At 59.3% G+C, this 18,993-nt stretch carries 6 protein-coding genes; 4 read left to right on the forward strand and 2 right to left on the reverse strand.

The genetic code is table 11. The features are described 5' to 3' along the window. The first annotated feature begins 117 nt into the window (after nucleotides 1-117). Entirely contained in the window at nucleotides 118-1,284 is a 1,167-nt protein-coding gene (locus ACR3EH_RS19995; protein WP_171187438.1) for an adenylate/guanylate cyclase domain-containing protein, read from the forward strand. A gap of 291 nt (nucleotides 1,285-1,575) precedes the next feature. Continuing rightward, nucleotides 1,576-2,832 carry an Hsp70 family protein gene (locus ACR3EH_RS20000; RefSeq protein WP_171676235.1) on the forward strand — a complete coding sequence of 419 codons (1,257 nt, stop codon included), beginning with the start codon at nucleotides 1,576-1,578 and terminating at the stop codon, nucleotides 2,830-2,832. A gap of 107 nt (nucleotides 2,833-2,939) precedes the next feature. Here the strand turns inward: ACR3EH_RS20000 and ACR3EH_RS20005 are convergent, their stop codons facing one another. Next, nucleotides 2,940-3,077: a DUF2256 domain-containing protein gene (locus ACR3EH_RS20005; protein WP_171187442.1), complete on the reverse strand. Its 138-nt coding sequence runs from the start codon at nucleotides 3,075-3,077 to the stop codon at nucleotides 2,940-2,942. Between the two features lie 3 nt (nucleotides 3,078-3,080). Then, nucleotides 3,081-4,580, reverse strand: coding sequence for an FAD-binding domain-containing protein (locus ACR3EH_RS20010; protein ID WP_171187444.1), 1,500 nt, complete (start codon nucleotides 4,578-4,580; stop codon nucleotides 3,081-3,083). A 375-nt stretch (nucleotides 4,581-4,955) separates the two neighbouring features. On the opposite strand from ACR3EH_RS20010, the gene ACR3EH_RS20015 reads away from it, so the two are divergent. Both ACR3EH_RS20015 and ACR3EH_RS20020 read left to right on the forward strand, forming a co-directional pair. Then, a complete protein-coding gene (locus tag ACR3EH_RS20015) occupies nucleotides 4,956-18,278 on the forward strand; it encodes a hypothetical protein (RefSeq protein ID WP_171676237.1) in 13,323 nt (4,440 codons plus the stop codon). A gap of 18 nt (nucleotides 18,279-18,296) precedes the next feature. After that, nucleotides 18,297-18,776 carry an invasion associated locus B family protein gene (locus tag ACR3EH_RS20020; protein ID WP_171187449.1) on the forward strand — a complete coding sequence of 160 codons (480 nt, stop codon included), beginning with the start codon at nucleotides 18,297-18,299 and terminating at the stop codon, nucleotides 18,774-18,776. Nucleotides 18,777-18,993: the final 217 nt, after the last annotated feature.

Genomic DNA, 18,993 nt, shown 5'->3' on the forward strand with positions numbered 1-18,993 from the left:
CCGCACGTTTGGCAAACCGCATTGATGCAGAATTTCAAAAGCGTCTGCATCAGTGCGGGTTCTCTCCTAGGAATTGATATGTAGACTGTAAACACGTCCATTTTGTGCGAGGGACTCGTGTCCGAAATTGATGCACTGAACCATTGGCTGATTTCTGAAGGACGGTTGTTGGGCGATGAAACCGCAATCGTGCAAGGCTATTGCGAAGGCCTTGTAAAGCTTGGTGTACCATTGGCACGGGCACGGATTGCACAAAACTACTCAAATCCATTGCTCAGCGCATGGGGTATTATCTGGACCCCTGAAAACACCCGTCGCTATACGGTTCCCACGACTGTGCTGTCGACAAGTGCTTGGCATGGCAGCCCATTTGAATACATCGTCACGCGTCGGTGCCCTCTGCGAAAGCGGCTGGCGGACCTCAACCTTGAAGATGAACACCCGATCTATTCAGAACTTGCCGAAGCGGGTGCCACGGATTTTCTGGCCATCCCACTGGAACATGGAAATGGATCGGTTCAAGGCACCAGCTTCACTTCAAATGCTGAAATCGGGTTTTCCGATACGCACATTCGATACATTGAAGAGTCGCGTTACGCACTTGCGGCAGCTTTGGAACCCATAGCGATGCGTCAGTCACAAAAAAGCCTGCTACAGACTTATCTGGGTCATGGTCCAGCGGTGGAGATCGGTCAGGGGCATATTAAGCGCGGGGAACACAGAACGGTTGCAGCCGCGATCTTGTTTGCGGATCTCAGGGGGTTTACCGAAAAGGCCCAGGCTTGGCCCGAGGAAAAACTGCTGGCCATGATGGGAGACTATTTTGAAATGGTGGTCTCGCCAATTCAGAACGCAGGCGGCGATGTGCTCAAATTCATGGGCGATGGCATTCTGGCAGTTTTTGAGACCGACAACAGCGACGAGTCCACTTGCAGATCGGCAGTCGAGGCTGCTTCTGGAGCCTTGGCCAATCTTGGCGAATACAACAAACAAGCGGATGAACGAAGCCAAGAGGCAATCGAGTTTGTCATCGGCATCGACTTTGGTCCTGTGACATTTGGCAATATCGGCAGCCCTGATCGGTTGGACTTCACAGTTGTAGGACAGACTGTCAATGTCGCTAGTCGTGTGCAGGATCTTTGTAAGATACTGGGTGAAAAGACCCTGATCACTTCGCGTGTTGCGAAACACATGGGAAACATGGTTCAGTCCGTTGGTCGTCACGCTGTTCGAGGTTTAGACCAAGATATTGAGGTTTTCAGAATTTCTGCCAAAGGATCGTAACGCTTTAGGTTTTGAGAGCGGGTTAGTCTGTTTTGATCCTTGCAGACATACTTTCCGCGCACCTTTGATCGGTCGGGAAAAGGGGTACCCAGAAGTGAATGAAGGGCACCCGAATCCTGCGCACCCAGAGAGTTGGACGTTTGTGGGTTATGAAGTTAACGCTCGGAAAAAGCGTTGCGCATCGTCTGATGGACCGGTTTCAACATGTATGTGAGCAGCGGAGGCTTGACCCCGGTTTGAGAAAACTTTAGGCCCGACGCTCTTTGCTCAGACAATTCGGAGACATGCGCCATGGCCCCCATCCGCCCGTGGATCGGCATCGACTTTGATACGTCAAATTCAGCTGTTGCTTACATGGATGCAAACGCGCCTCGACTTGTACGTTTCGATGGCGATGCACAGACACTTCCAACCACTTTCTTTTTTGACTTCGAAACGCGCGAAACCTTGATTGGTGAACCCGCCAACCAAGCGCTTTTGGATGGGCTGGAGGGGCGTTTCATGCGAGCGCTCAAGCGGGTTTTGGGTACTGCTCTAATGCATGAAAAGCGGCAGATATTGAACGAGCGGCTGACATTTGTCGAAATCATCGGTTCTTTTCTGCGCCAACTGAGGGAACAGGCAGAGGCCGAACTTGGTGTGCCATGCACACGCGTTGTATCGGGGCGACCTGTAGTTTTTCATGGGGTGAACGACCCGCGAGAGGCTCAGGCAGAAGCTGATTTGCGCGCATGTTACATAGCCGCCGGATTTACGGATGTTCAGTTTTGCCCTGAGCCCGCCGCAGCGGCCATCGCGACAGGTGCCACTGAATGCGGCTCGGGTACTGGGCTGGTTGTCGACATTGGGGGTGGAACGTCTGACTTTTCGGTCTTTCGGTCCCATGCAGCCGAATTAGAGATTCTGGCCAATCACGGAGTGCGCATTGGGGGAACGGATTTTGACCGCGCGATCAGTATTGATCATGTGATGCCGCTTTTGGGCAAAGGTTCGATGGTTCGGGATGTCTTTGGCAGCGGGGCATCGAAGGCCCCCAATGCCATTTTTAATGACCTGGCGACCTGGGAGGTGATCCCGTTTCTGTACACGGCGCAGAACCGGCGCACGGTTGGCGACATGGTACAACTGGCCCAGTCACCTGAACGGTTGGCCCGCCTTGCTTCGGTGCTTGAGCACGAATTGGGGCATGAACTGGCCTTTGCTGTTGAAAGTGGAAAGATTGAAGTGAACTCAGGGACACAAGATCCGGCGATCAAACTTGACGTGCTTGAGGCTGGGTTGGCGGTACAGCTAAGTGACGCGCTGGTGGCCGACAGTCTTAACGATCATGCTTCACGGTTGGAGACTGGGGTGCAAGAGGTGTTGCGCCTGGCGGATGTAACTGCAGAACAGATCGACCGGGTTGTCTATGTTGGCGGCTCAAGCCTGATGGCCATTGTCCCCGAAACGATGCGACGTGTTTTCCCGGATGCCGAACATTCCTTTGCATCTGTTTTTACCGCAGTGGCCGAAGGTCTCGCGATCATGGCAGCGCGAGGGGGCGTGTAACCGTCGGTGACCAGTTTTAGTCAAGGGCGCGTTCTTTGAGGGGTGCAAGAGTTCACTTTTTTGAAAACATGAGGCGCATGTCACGGCTAAATGCTTTAACAGGCTGATCATCTGGCGCGCCTGCATCGGTCCGAGCAATAGCGAACCTGATCCCAGACCTTTGCCCATTTCCGACGCCATGTGAAAGGTCGCCCACATCTGATGCAAGTTTTAGAGGGCAGGTCAGATTTCTTGCGCATGCGCATCGGTTAGCCGTCCAGTGGTAAACTCAGTTGGGCCGAAGGTTTTGATCGTGCTTTAGACGATGAGCGGCGTTTGCGACTTCCGTGTTTGGACTGGATGGCGGCGGCTTCGATGCGAAAGGCCGGAGTGCGACGGACAGCCCAAATCCTCTCGCGTGCCAGCTTTGCGGCGGCAAGGTGGTTGAAGATGCGTTCGGGATAGAGCGTGCCAACCACCGCCGCAGCATTCGGTGCGGACCACGGCTCTTGTAGGTAAGGATCGGCTATCGCGGCCAACTCTGGCACCCATAGCCGTGTAAATACGCCGGACGGATCCTGATCTTTTCCCTGTTTCACGGGATTGTAGATCCGCACAGCATTGATACCGGTTGTGCCGGATTGCATTTGGACCTGGTTCCAGTGAATGCCCGGTTCATAGTCGGTAAATAGCCGCGCCAATTCCAAACCCGGCGCGCGCCAGTCAAGCCAAAGGTGATAGCTTGCGGTTGCCATCACCATCGCCCGCATCCGGAAGTTCAGCCAACCCGTTGCTCGAAGTGAACGCATGCAGGCATCCAGAAAGGGATAACCTGTTTGACCATTGGCCCAGGCATGCAGGTTCGCGGGATCTGGCTGCACAGGGCGTAACTCGTCGTAAAGCTTGTGCAGGTTCTTGAATTCGATCCTGGGTTCGTCTTCCAGTTTCTGGATGAAGTGGCAATGCCAATGCAGACGACCCGAAAAAGAACGCAGCGACTTGCGCCAGGCTTGCGCACCCGAACTCAAATTTTGTTGCCTCTGCACCGTCGCCTGTGCCACCTCGCGCATCGATACGGCCCCCCAAGCCAGATAGGGCGACAGGCGCGAGCAGGCGTACGCGCCTTGTAATGGCGAAGACATCGCGCGTTGATAGGTTTCTCCTCGACTGTGTAAAAAGCTGTCCAAAAGCTGTAAACCGACGCTTCGCCCACCGGGCTGTCGATCCGGGCAGGAATCTGACACAAGCTGCAGATCCTTCGAGGACGGCACACGGCCCAGATCCATTTCAAGCGCTGACAGAACCGGCGGCAGAGCTTTGGGTTGCGCCATATGGGTGTCCCAGCGTCTGGCCCACCCTTCGCGCGAGGTCATTCGGCGTTGTACACCGTGGTTTTTAACTTCACGCCATCGCACCCCGTTTTCAGTGCACCATTCAGCCACTTTCAGGTCACGGCGATAGGTCCAGTTGTTGCCGGTTTCCTCGTGCGACCAAAGCGCAGAGAGGTGCCCCGCAACATGTAGATTTGACAGGATCTGAGTGATTTCCCCGGTTCGTATAACCAGAGGCTGACCCAGCTTGCCCAAATCATCGCGCAATTGTTCGAGCGTTTCGGCGATAAAGCCCCAGTGGCGGGCAGACATATCAGGTTGCTGCCAAAGGTCCGGTTCTACGACATAAAGTGGAAGCACCTCTCCGCATTCCGCAGCGCGTGCAAGGGCGGAGTTGTCCTGCACGCGAAGGTCGCGTTTGAACCAGACGATCTGCATTGCGTTAAGCCCGTATTCCAAAACTTCCGAACATAGCGCAGACACTTAGAGCGGAAGTGAAGGTCATCCAGCCTAACAGAGAGCTGCAATCTTGGGTTGTGATCTCTGCTTAGATTGAAACGAACAACCATTGCGGGTGGCATTCGTTATCGCTTTGGAAACATTGCATTGTATCGAAGTGATACTTTTGTGTTGTAAATCAGCAATTAGTCTTACCAAACCGTTAATGAGTGAACAAATTCACATCAATCGTCTTAAAATTGCAGATACTCTTCACAAGATGGTGATGGGGAAAGCTCGAATTGCAGGTGACTGCTTTTCGGGAACCTGTCCGGTTGCCGTGTCGTTTGAATGCGTTGGTTGTGAGGTTCCAGAGTGATCAAGAAATCAAATTTGCTGGTTACTGTTTCGTTTTTAGCTCTGATTTCAAATCCTTTGCTCGCTGCGCCGACGGCGGCCTCGAAGGTTGGTGATACCGTCAAAAATCCGGTGACGGGTCAGGATACAACAGTTAGCGCACTGATCGTAGACCCCGCATCCACGCCAACGGCGGGTACAACAGCCTTCGTTGAAACCGCAGACGGCTACGTTTTTCTGGTTAAGAGCGCAGGCGACACAATCTACAATTCGGACAATCCTCCGCTTGCCTTCAATATTGTCTCTATTACTGGAACGACCGCGCAAATCAGCGGCGGTGGAGCGACCGGTACGGCAAATTTGTCGACCCAGTTGACGCTGTCTCAGTACAACAGCGACTTCAAAGGGTCGGGTACGCCGGGGACGGTGACACCACCTGTCAACGTCTCGGGCCCTAACGGGGTGAGTCAGGTTGTCTATGGGCAGAATGGCAGCAATGGGCGGGACGGTGCATTGGTGGTTCCGCCGAGCTCTGGTGGAAACGGCAACGCTGGTCCGACACAGACCCAGTCTCTTGGCAGCAATGTAAATGCCACCAGCAATGTCGGATGGGAGATTGGCAGTGTTGGCGGCGACGGCGGCGACGGCGGGGATTCCTATCTAAGCTTTTGGGACGGGCGCGATGGGGGCGACGGCGGTAAGGGCGGCACGGTAAACGCAACGCAAACGGCCAGCAGCACGATTCAGACATCGGGCGCTAACAACGAGGGGATCTTTGCGTTCAGCCGCAGCGGCCAGGCTGGGAACGGCGGCAGTGGTTTTGCGGCACCGGGTGGCGGCACCGGAGGCCACTCGGCCGATGGTGGTAACGTGACGGTGACCCAAGCTGGATCGATTTCGACCAGCGGTGACTATGCTGACGGTATCTATGCACTGAGTGTGTCAAACAACGGCGGCAATGGCGGTTCGCAATGGGGATTGGTCGGATCCTCCGGCAGCGGCGGCTACGGCGGCAGCGGTGGCAGCGTGGTGGTTAACACGGCGTCCACCGGCACTATTCTGACCACCGGCAATTTTGCCAACGGGATTCTTGCTCAGTCCGTCGGTGGGTCTGGTGGCTCTACCGGAACCAGCGGCAACCTTCTTGTTTCACTGATAGGTAGCGCAGATAACGGCGGCAACGGCGGGCAGGTCTCGGTCTCGCATGGTGGAGCCATTGAAACGCGGGGCAGTTTCTCTCGAGGGATCGTTGCCCAATCCATCGGCGGCGGGGGCGGTTCCGGTGGAACCGCTGGGGGCCTCGTTTCTCTGTCGCTGGGCGGTGTCGGATCAAATGGTGGCAGCGGTAGCGCCGTCAGTGTGTCTGTGCAGGGGTCGGGAAGCATACTGACCCTTGGGGACGGGGCTGACGGGGTGATGGCGCAGTCAATCGGTGGCAGTGGTGGAACTGGTGCAAATTCCTTTGGTTTAGTTGCCATCGGCGGCGGCGGGTCTCGTGGCGGTACAGGTGCGGCGGTTAGCGTCAGCAACTATGGGCGCATTGTGACCCAAGGGGATGGCGCGCGTGGCATCATCGCTCAATCCATTGGCGGCGGTGGCGGTGACGGGGGATCGTCCGGCGGCATGGTGTCTGTTGGCGGCAACGGCAGCGGCGGCGGCAGCGGTTCGACCGTGACCATTGTTAACGATGGAATCATCACCACTGGCGGCGACGATGCGATGGGCATTTTAGCCCAGTCTATCGGCGGTGGCGGCGGTAATGGCGGTTCGTCCGGGTCTGTTGGGGCCTTTGTAGGCGTCGCAATCGGCGGCGATGGCGGAGCTGGTGGCAAAGGTGGTGACGTCAACGTTACTTTATCCAATACAGACAGCAGTCAGCCTTCGGCGATCCAGACGTCGGGCGCGCGATCCACGGGTGTTTTTGCGCAATCTGTTGGTGGCGGTGGCGGCAACGGCGGCGGGGCTGTTTCGGTTGCTGTCGGCGCTTTTGGCGCTGCTTCTGTTTCCGTCGGCGGATCGGCAGGCAGTGGAGGAGACGGGGGCAATGTAACGCTTGCTGGCGGCGGTTCGGCTTCGGTGCAAACCGGGGGAGACGATTCAACCGGCATCATGTTGCAGTCCGTTGGCGGTGGCGGCGGCAATGGCGGGTATGCCGTTTCGGTTGCGGTCTCCGGCGGTCCGGTTTCTGGCTCTCTGGCAGTTGGTGTTGGAGGTGACGGCAGTACAGGTGGCAAAGGCGGTAACGTCACGGTTGGTCAGTTTGACAGCAGTGGCGCAGCCGTTGCCGCCGGTTTCGAAGGCACGGTTGTCACAACAGGGAACCGGTCAACCGGTATGCTGTTTCAGTCTGTCGGCGGTGGTGGCGGCAATGGCGGATTGGCTGTTGCCGCAACCGGCGGTGCCTCGGCGCTGTTTTCCGGCAACGTCTCGGTCGGAATTGGTGGCCAGGCGGGCAGCGCTGGGAATGGTGGGATCGTACAGGTCTCGACCAATGCTGATGTGACGACGACCGGCACAAACTCAAGCGCGATTATTGCGCAATCCGTCGGTGGCGGCGGTGGCAACGGCGGGGGCAGTATCGCGGCCGGGATCAGCGCCAGCGGTGGGGCATCTGCTGGGGTTAATGTCAGCGTCGGTGGCAATGGCGGCGGGGCAGGAACTGGAGGCAAGGTCACTTTGGTCGCGGGCGGCTCATCTATCGAGACCAGCGGCGCGTTTTCCAGCGGCGTTGTTGCGCAATCCGTCGGTGGCGGCGGTGGTAATGGCGGCTACAGCATCGGGGCCAGCGCTAATATCGGCGGCGCGGCTGCCGGGTCCGTGAATGTCGGCCTGGGTGGTAAATCCGGCGGTGGCGGTATCGGTGGCACTGTGACCGCGCAGGTTGGTGCAAATGTTACAACGCGTGGAAACGATTCCGGGGCGGTTGTTGTTCAGTCCATCGGTGGCGGTGGCGGCAACGGTGGATTCAGCGTCGCGGCAGGTTTGGCTGCAGGCGGCGCAGGCGCGGGAACAGTCAACGTCGGTTTGGGAGGTTCAGGTGGCAACGGGGGCAACGGAGGCACTGTTTCAGGTGTTCGTGTCAACGGAGATGTCCGAACCGAGGGTCTGCGTTCGACGGGTGTGGTGATGCAATCCATCGGCGGCGGTGGTGGTAACGGTGGTTTCAACGTCACCGCAGGTGTCGCCGCAGCGGGCGCCGGAGCTGGTACGATTGGAGTCGGGCTGGGGGGCAATGGTGCTTCGGGCGGCGATGGCGGCATCGTTGAAGGTCAGGTTGCAGGAAACGTTACAACACTGGCTGATGCGTCAAGTGGTGTGGTGTTTCAGTCCATTGGTGGCGGTGGCGGCAATGGCGGTTTCAACGTCACAGCCGGAATAGCGGGGGCTGGTGCCGGCGGCGGTGCCGTTTCCGTTGGCTTGGGCGGCGGCGGCGCTGGTGGTGGTGTCGGGAAGACAGTCACCGGGCAAGTCACGGGTACAGTCCGCACAAGCGGCACGGATTCTACTGCGGTCCTGGCACAGTCGGTCGGTGGCGGCGGTGGCAACGGTGGGTTCAACGTCAGTGCGTCGCTGGCAGGTGCAGGTGTGGGCAGCGGTGCTGTTAGCGTAGGTTTGGGCGGTGATGGTGGCACTGGTGCGATCGGTGGGACTGTCACCCTGACCACAACCAATTCAATAGAAACGATTGGGGATCGTTCCTCGGGCGTAGTCGCGCAATCGATCGGCGGCGGTGGTGGCAACGGCGGTTTCAACGTTTCGGGTACCGGGGCTGGTGCGGGCGTCGGGTCAGGCGCGGTGAGCGTTGGCTTGGGTGGTACCGGCAGTGGCGGTGGCAACGGTGGCGCAGTTACTTTGACGTCCGGCGGCACGGTATTGACGCGGGGCAACGGATCAACGGCCATTCTGGCGCAGTCTATCGGCGGTGGCGGCGGCAATGGCGGCTTCAACGTCAGTGCGTCAGTCCAGGGATCGGGCACCGCTGGCGGTGGTGTGTCTGTCGGCTTGGGTGGAAATGGCGGTGGCGGAGGCGACGGCAGCACTGTCAAAGCCACGTCAAACAACGCTGTTGAAACGCGCGGAGATCAATCTTCGGGTGTCGTCGCACAATCCATCGGGGGCGGTGGCGGCAACGGCGGGTTCAACGTGGCCCCTGTTCTGTCAGGCGCGGGAACAGCCAGTGGTGCGGTCAGCGTCGGTCTGGGTGGATCGGGTGATACCGGCGGCAATGGTGGTGCAGTCACTTTGACGTCCAACGGCACCATTTTGACCAAAGGTTTCGCGTCCAGCGGGTTTGTTGCGCAATCCATTGGCGGCGGCGGCGGCAACGGCGGTTTTAACGTTTCTCCAACCGTCTCAGGCGCTGGCACCGGCGCGGGGTCGGTCTCGGTTGGTCTTGGGGGCTCTGGCGCGGGTGGTGGTGACGGCAGTACGGTCACGGCCAGTACCACTGAAAACGTGGTGACCATGGGTGCTGCTTCGGTGGGTATCCTTGCTCAATCCGTTGGTGGCGGCGGTGGCAATGGCGGCATGAACGTCTCACCAGCACTGGCCGGGGCTGGCACAGGCGCGGGCGCAATCAGCGTTGGCTTGGGCGGGTCCGGCGGCAGCGGTGGCACCGGTGGCGTTGTTGGGCTGACAGTTGCCAACAGCGTGCGCACCGAAGGCAACCAATCCAGTGCGGTCGTCGCGCAATCCATTGGTGGCGGCGGTGGCAACGGCGGGTTCAATGTCTCGGCTTCTGTAGGTGGAGCAGGTACCGGCTCTGGCGCGGCTGCAGTGGGTTTGGGTGGTCGCGGAACCGGCGGCGGCAACGCTTCGTCGGTCACGGCTGACGTCACTGGTAACCTTGTCACGTTAGGCGAAACCTCTTCCGGGTTATTGGCTCAATCCGTTGGCGGCGGTGGCGGCAATGGCGGCATGAATATCTCGGTCGCGGTGGCTGCGGCTGGAACGGGTTCGGGTGGTGCATCTGTTGGTCTGGGCGGCGCGTCCGGCACTGGCGGCGATGGCGGAACGGTACAGGCAACGCTGACAGGCGACGTCTCGACCCAAGGCAATGAATCCGGAGCGTTCATCGCACAAAGCCTTGGCGGCGGCGGTGGCAATGGCGGCATGAACGTCTCAGCGACAGTGACTGTCGCCGGAAAAGGAAGCGGGGGCGCATCCGTAGGGCTTGGCGGCAGCGGTGGAAGCGGTGGTGATGCCAACACTGCTACGGGCACCGTTGTGGGCAACGTGAATACTGCGGGCAACAACTCGGGCGGTGTTCTGGTGCAATCTGCTGCTGGTGGAGGCGGCAACGGCGGGCTGAACGTCTCTGCGGCTGTCAATCTCTCGGGCACGGGCGGCGGCGCTGTTGGCGTCGGCATTGGTGGGTCCGGTGGCAGTGGCGGAAATGCCAATGCTGCAACCGGTACGGTCACAGGCGATGTGACAACGATGGGCGACACGTCGACCGGCGTTTTGGTGCAATCCGTTGGCGGCGGTGGCGGCAATGGTGGCGTCAATATCTCGGGCGCGCTTAGCATTGCGCGTACAGGTTCCGGTGCTGCAGGCATCGGCGTTGGCGGCTTTGGGGGCAGCGGCGGAACAAGTGGCACCGTTAACAGCACGGTTACGGGAAACATCAGCACCTCTGGCACACGGTCTGCGGGCATCATCGCCCAGAGCCTTGGTGGCGGCGGCGGCAACGGCGCAACCAACGTTTCTGGTGCGATTTCAGTGGCCAGCAACTATTCGGGCGGCCTCGGTGTTGGCGTTGGCGGATTTGGCGGCAACGGCGGTGCTGCGGACAGTGTCACGCAGCAGGTCATGGGCAATGTGACAACTGCTGGGGATGATTCAGTTGGTATCCTGACGCAGAGCCTTGGCGGCGGCGGCGGCAATGGTGGTGTGAACATTTCATCCGCGCTGTCCCTGTCCCGGTCGACCAACGCGGCCGTGGGTATCGGCGTAGGCGGTTTCGGCGGCGGCGGAGCAGACGCGGGAGCACTGACCCAATCGACTGTGACGGGTGGGGTCCGCACTGACGGCGACCGCAGCACCGGTGTTCTGACCCAAAGCCTTGGCGGTGGTGGTGGCAATGGCGGCACCAATATCTCGGCATCCGTGAGCATCAGCCAGCAGAATGGGGGCGGGATCAGCCTTGGCGTTGGCGGCTTTGGCGGTGGTGCTGGGAATGCCGGAGATGTGATCAGCACCCTGCGCTCCAGTACAAACGCTGGCGGCACCAGTTCGATTGTCACAACTGGCGCGGAAAGTATCGGGGTTATGGCGCAATCCGTTGGTGGAGGCGGCGGCAACGGCGGTCTGAATGTATCCGGCGCGGTGAGCTTGTCTGGCAAATCCGGTGCGGCTGTGGGACTGGGCCTCGGCGGTTTCGGCGGCGGCGGCGGAGACGCAGGCACCGTGAAACTGGATGTCCAAAGCGACGTCGTCACAGCAGGGGACGGCTCGCACGGTTTGTTTGCCCAAAGCGTAGGCGGTGGTGGCGGAACCGGTGGCACAAATATCTCTGGTACGCTGTCGCTGACCAAACCTTCAGGTTCCAGCACGATCTTTTCAGTCGCGGCGGGTGTCGGTGGTTTTGGTGGCGCGGGCGGCAACGCACAATCTGTCGATCTGGATTACACCGGCAATGTTCAGGCGGTGCCAATGGTTATATCCAACGGCACTTCGACTGTTGATCAAAGCAAAGGAGCCAGTGGCATTATTGCGCAATCGCTTGGCGGCAGCGGCGGCAATGGCGGGATAAATGTATCCGGCGGTTTAGCGATTAGCGGCAAACCCGGCGCGGGTTTGACCGATCAAAGCAAGTCCTACGCAGTTGTTGTCGGGGTTGGCGGTTTTGGCGGCGGCGGCGGCGACGCTGGGGACGTCTCGGTTGATATCGGCGCAGGCAGTACGATCCGGGCCCATGGTACGGGGCAGTCCGGTCTGCTGGCACAATCCGTTGGGGGCGGTGGCGGCAATGGTGGCATGAACGTTTCGGGCGGGATCGTTTCAGACAGTTCGCTGATCGTGGGTGTCGGCGGGTTCGCGGGCAATGGCGGCAAAGCGGGTGACGTTACTGTCACGTCGCAGGCAAACATCACGGTCACGACAAACCCTGATGACATCTCGATCCCCAACAACACAACGTTCGAGGACAAGCTGCGCGATTTCCTGGGCAACACGATTGTCGATCAAACTCAGGAACTGACCTCAACTTTCGGACTTGAGCGTCTGTTTATCGACATGGGTGTCTTCAATGAAGAAAAGCAGGATACAGACGGGTCGGCTGGTCTGCTGGCGCAGTCCATCGGCGGTGGCGGCGGCAATGGCGGCTTGAACGTCTCGGGCGGTATCGCGCTGAGCAAGGACGGTAAAATACCCTCGGTCACATTCGGGGTTGGCGGCTTTGGCGGCAACGGCAATGTCTCGGGCAATGTAGCGGTGGATCATGCGGGCGCGGTTTCGGTTGCGGGCAACTGGAAGCACGGTGTTCTGGCGCAATCTATTGCGGGCGGCGGCGGTAACGGCGCGCTGAACGTGACCGGTCAACTGAACTACGGCGATTCCAACAATTCCAGCGGCAAGACTGATCTCAGCATCGTTGGCGGCCTTGGCGGCCACGGAGGCACCGGCGCGGATGCGGGCGACGTAACTGTTGCGCAAACCGGCAACATCTCGACAAACGGTTATCACGCACGTGGCCTCTTTGCGCAGAGCATTGGCGGCGGTGGCGGTACCGGTGGGATCAACGCGACGTTCGTGGGTACCAAAGACAGCTCACCGATCGCGATGGGCATTGGTGGCTTTGGCGGCGGCGGCGGTGACGCGGGCAATGTCACCGTAGCGCGCGGAACGTCGACAGCGGCAGCGGGTACCATCACAACCGATGGGGCCGGATCACACGGGATCGAGGCGTCCAGCATCGGTGGCGGCGGCGGTGACGCCGGGATCAACGCGGTTGTCGGTATTAGCAAAACAACCGGCAGTCAGAGCAATGGCGGCACGGGCGATTCAAGTGGCCGCAAAACGCCCACGAACACAGGCGTCGATGACTCAGTCATCGCAAACTACAATGCGGTACTTGATGAGCTTGAGGGAAAGGTGAACCCGGCGGATTCCTCGGGTAATAAAACGGGTGTGTCGGCTGTGGTGGCCATTGGCGGGTCTGCCGGAACAGCGGGTGATGGTGGCACGATTGATGTGGACCATTACGGCAATGTCCTGACCAAGCAGGACGGCAGCCACGGGATTTTTGGGCAATCCATCGGTGGCGGTGGCGGCAACGCAGCCTTGAACCTGGGGATGACCTACGAGTTGGCCTCGGACGCGACCAACAAGGGCTTTGGACTGGCGATTGGCGGTGGCGTTGGAAACGGCGGCGACGGTGGCGCAGTCGATCTGCGCCATACTGGTAACATTACCACGCAAGGGGCAAATTCCCACGGTCTGTTCGCGCAATCTGTTGGCGGCGGGGGCGGCAACGCCGGTTACAACTCTGCCTCTACCTCGGTGGATGGCGGCAACGTCAACATTCAGATCGGTCGCGTTGGCGGCACGGGTGGAATGGGCGGCAACGTCTATGCAAGCTCGAACGGAGTCATCGCTACGCAGGGCAACAGCTCTTACGGCTTCTTTGCGCAATCGATCGGTAACGGAGGTGGAAACTCGACCTCGACGTCTGTTAGCATCGGTACGCCTAAAACCGGTGATAGCAAAGGCAACAAGGCCAGTTTGTCTGTCGGGCTTGAAGGTGGCACCGGCGGTGAAGCCGGCGATGTCACAGCTGTTGTGGCTGGTACGGTCTCAACCCAGGGTACGGATGCCCATGCGGTGTTTGCCCAAGCCGTTGGTGGCGGTGGCGGCACCGGCGGCAAGGCCAGCAACTCGGCTGGCAAGGGCACATCGATTGCCCTGTCCATCGGTGGCAGCGGCGGCAGCGGTGGCTTGGGTGGCAAGGTCGACCTCACCAATACCGCGCGGGTCGCGACCTTTGGCGACAGGTCAAACGGGTTGCTGGCACAATCCATTGGCGGCGCGGGTGGCACCGGCGGTATGGTTCAGGCGGGTCAGTCGAACCTCGATACCATCAAAGCCGTAGTCAACCCGTCGACCGTTGGGACCACTGCATCAATCAATGTCGGAGGTACAGGCGGGGACGGCATGACCTCGGACACCGTAACCGTAGACAGCGACGGGATCATCACAACCCAAGGCACAATGTCTCATGGCATTTTTGCGCAATCCGTCGGCGGCGGTGGCGGCATGGGGGGTGTGGTCGAGAACCGCATCATCAGCCTGCGCAAAGACATCGGCAACACGGCCACACTGTCAATCGGGGGCAATGGCGGCACGGGTGCGACCTCGGCGGCGGTGTCGGTCACGAACCGAGACCTGATCCAGACTGTTGGCGACAAATCCGTTGGTATCTACGCGCAATCCGTTGGCGGCGGTGGCGGAGACGCTCAACAGGTGCGCAACATTATCCTGGGTCGGTCCTCAGACGGCGCAACGACAAACGCCATTCTGATTGGTGGCACCGGCGGCACAGGCGGGGCTGGCAGCACAGTGACGGTTGCAAATACGGTCGACGGTACAATCCTGACCAGCGGTGCTGAAAGTCACGGTATCTTCGCGCAGTCTGTTGGTGGCGGCGGCGGCACTGGCGGTTCGACTATTTCGGTCGACGGCCGTTATGGCGGGGCTGAGGCCAGCACGCGGCGGGCGCTGCAATTTGGTCTGGGCGGCTCGGGTGGCACAGGCGGTATTGGCAGCACCGTTTCAGTGACCAATGCGGGTACCATCGTGACCACGGGTGCCAGTGCGCATGGGATATTTGCCCAGTCTATCGGTGGCGGTGGCGGAAATGGAGGCAGCTCCATCACCGGGACGCTGCGGCTGAAAACCGGCGACAACAGCTCGCCCACAGCGCAGTTGAACATCGGCGGCTCGGGCGGCAGCGGTAACGTCGCGGGCGACGTAATCGTCTCCAACAGCGGCGATATTCAGGTCGATGGCGCGGGGGCTTACGGTGTCATGGCGCAATCGGTCGGCGGCGGCGGCGGCAACGGTGGGCTGGCCGTGTCCATGGATGTGAATGACCTCAAGAACACGATGACCGGCAAGTCTTACTCCAAGATCGCCATTGGTGGTTCGGGCGGATCGGGTGCCGATGGCGGAGACGTCACGGTCAATCATACCGGCACCATTGTGGTGAACGCCCAAAACGGGTTTGGCATCTATGCGCAATCCGTTGGCGGCGGTGGCGGCAACGCAGGCTACTCGGTCTCGTCCCCGCTGGTTTCGGCGCTGGATTACACCATTTCACAGGCCTTGGGTGCCCGTACAGGAACAACCGGTTCGGTCGGCACCGTTACCGTGAATTCGACTGGCGACATTCTGGTGAATGGTGAAGGTGCGCAGGCTGTGTTTGCTCAATCGGTGAATGGCGGTGGCGGCAATGCCAACACATCGGTCAATTTCACAACCCGTACGTCTGGCGCGATAGGTTCGGTCGTGCGCAGCGACATTGCCCTTGGCGGCGACGATGTATCAGGCACGGCGGGCAATCAGATTACGCAGACGCATGACGGCAACATCGCCACGACGCGTGACAGATCGACCGCCCTGATGGTGCAGAGCGTCGGCGGCGGCGGTGGAACCGCGTCCACCAACGTGGACGTCGAGGATGGTGACGCCATCGACGTCACGGCACGACTGGGTGCAATCAACACCAACGATGCAAGTGGTGGAGATGTAACCGGCAACCGTACGGGTGATGTTGGCACAGATGGCGCATTCTCGTCGGCGGGTACAGTGCAGTCGATTGGTGGCGGCGGCGGTAAGCTGGTGCTGAACAGCAACGGCAGTGGCGTGGCCGGTACAGGCAAGGCTGCGTCGGTGATCCTGGGTGCTGATCCCAGCTTCAACAACGATGGCGGCACGATCAGCCTGTCGCTGGACGGTGATGTCTTTACCAGCGGAGACCGCGCGTTTGGTCAAACGGTACAAAGCATCGGTGCGGGCGGTGGCGAGGTTGTGATCTCGGGGCTTGGTGCCACCGATGTGACCCTGGGCGCGCAGGATGGATCGACCGGGGATGGCGGCAATGTCAACTTCACCAATATCGGCGATATGACCACCAGCGGCCAAGGCTCTCATGGCTTCGTCATTCAGAGCATCGGCGGTGGCGGCGGTATTGTCTCGACCGACATGGCGCAAAGCCGGATCACCGTGGGTCTGTCGACCAACAATGGCGGCAATGGCGGCGATATCGATTTCACGCAGACCGGGACCATCGTAACCACCGGCCAAGACGCGATTGGTGTGCTAGCGCAATCTCTGGGCGGCGGTGGCGGCATGGTGGATTCAGTCTTCCGTGGTTCCGCTGGCGGCGCGGGTTCCGGTGGGGCCATCGACATGGCGCTGAGCGGCAATATCATGTCGGTTGGCGCCGGCGGTATCGGTGTTCTGGCGCAGTCCGAGGGGCGTGATGGTGCAGGTGCCATTAATCTTGACCTCGATGGTGTGATAATGGGTGGCACTGGGCAGACGCGCTCGGTTGCTTCGATCGTTGTTGACGGAGGCACGAACAACGCGCTGTCGCTGTCGGCGAACAGCGTTCTGTTGGCCGGGAACAATCAACTGCTGAATGGCGGGGATGGGAACGATCAGGTGACACTCTCGGGTGCGGCGCTTGGAAACCTGAATCTTGGTGCGGGCACTAATGGTCTTACTGTTGAACAAGGGGCTGCGTTCTATGCGTTGGATACGGTCGACCTAGGGTCTACCGGTATGATGCAGGTGAACGGCGAGTTTGTTCTGGGTGCCAACTGGGGGCTGAACACAACGTTCACGTCATCTGTGCAGGCCAGTAACTTTGCTTTCTACGGCAATGTCAGCCAAAAGCTGGATCTGACCGGAAGCCTTGCCTTCGGCAATAGCGCAACGTCAACGTTTGATGTGTATTTCCTCACCTCAGGTGCATCTGGTGGTAGAAGCGATCTGGTCAATGTGACCGGAAACGCAACAATCGGCGGTACGTTGACGCCACAGCTGAACACGCTGGAACGCGCTTTGCCTTTGGTGATCATCAATCCGAATGGCACCGCAGCGGATGCCGGGACAACGATTCAGGACACGGTGGTTCTGGACTATTCGATAGGTTTGAATGGTTCGACGTCTGACGGCAGTTCCATCGATCTGGTGGTTGCGCCCGACTATTCGACGCAAGGGATGAATGCCAACCAAACGGCCATCGGTAACTATATCAACCAAGTGCTTTACGGTCAGGGATCGGCGGCACAGGGCGAGTTGTTTGCCCTCATCGGCAATATGCAGTCCGAGGCTGAGGTCATCGCTGCAATCAACACGCTGTCGACGTCAGACTATGCGTCTGATCTGGTGGATGCTTACTACGGCACACGGGTGTTTGCCGACACACTGCACAATTGTGAGCGCTTCACGGATTATCAGGTTGGTGATGACCCGCGGAACTGCATGTGGTTCTCGGGTGGCAGATCCTTCTTTGACCGCGACCAGACCGGAATCTACGATGCGCTCGACATAAACGCGACCAACCTTTCGGCAGGTGTGCGTATTCCGGTCGGAGATGAGCTTTACGCAGGATTTGCCGTGGGTCACGACCGGATGAGCCTGAGCAACGGGTCGTCCTATACTGCAAATGGCGACCGGTTCAATCTTGGCGCGTCGATCACCAAGTATTCTGGTGCGTGGGAATTCGCAGCCCAGCTGTCTGCTGGGTGGTCGGATTACGATACGCTCAGCGCCGGTGGGATCGTTGGTGTACTGCCAGGCGGGACTGTTGTGAACACGTCGGGAGTCAGTGAGATCACCCACAAGACCAACCATCAGAACCTGCGGTTGAGCTTTGCCTATGACCACAGGTTCGCTGGAGGGGCGTCTTACCTGCGCCCCGAGTTGTCATTTGACGCAACACGTCTGGCCACTTCGAGTAACGGTCAAGCCACGTTGTCCGGGGTCACCCTGCAAGACGACAGCAACATGATCTACTCGCTGACACCTTCGTTGGAAATGGGGACCGAACAGGTCCTGAGCGGCAAGCAGAAGCTGCGCGCCAGTTTGCGGGCGGGTGCCATCTTCTCGTCCGATGATACAGTATCGGTCACTGCCGGTTTCGCGGGGGCCAGCGCAGCAGATGGCGGTTTTGCCAATACCAGCTATGTCGGCGACAGCCATGGGGTCATTTCGGCCCGGCTCGGTTTGTTCGCACTGGATGACAGCCGCTTTATCAATTTGAGCGTGGATCATATGTTCGGAGACTCAACCGAGGCTTTGCAGGTCGGGCTTGGTCTTGGCGTACAATTCTAACTCATGAGGAACAGCTGAATGAAAACTTGGATTTGTGTCTTGGGCGTCTCGATGGGGTTGGCGCTGCCGCTGGCCGCGCAGGAAACTGAGGCACCGCTTTGGTCTGTCAATTGCAGCAATTTGGTCAGTGGGGGCGAGTTGGTTTGCGAGATGACACAAAGCATTGTTCTGGCCGAAAACAATCAACGTCTGACCTCGATCGCATTTGTGAAACCGGCTGGAAAAGACGAGGTTGAGGCTGTGCTAACCCTTCCTTTTGGACTGTTGTTTTCCGAAGGGCTGGTGGCCAGTGTTGATGGCACCGAAGTCGCGCAGCCCGCGTTTCTGACCTGCGAGGCGCAGGGGTGTTTTGCCCGCTCAACGGTTTCCTCGGACTGGATGTCGGCCATGCGCGCCGGAGACCAGTTGACGATCGCAGGGGTAAACCGGATCGGTGAACCGATTACCTTTACCTACGATCTGGCGGGTTTCAGCAAGGTCTCTGATCTGCTGCCGTAAGTTCCACCTCAGGGTTACACCTGGACTGCGCCCGCACAGGCTGGCGCAGCACTTTAATTTCGAATTTTGCTTGAAGCACTCTTAGCTCAGGATGACCTGTAATACGGCGGCGATGTGCAGGTATCATTCCAGTTCTGAAAAGAGCCAAAGACCCGCACCACGCACCGTTGACGTCCTGCTTAGGTTGTCGGGGTCGCAAGAAAAAATACAAAACTGT

It is taken from the genome of Ruegeria sp. BG7 (assembly GCF_056535685.1).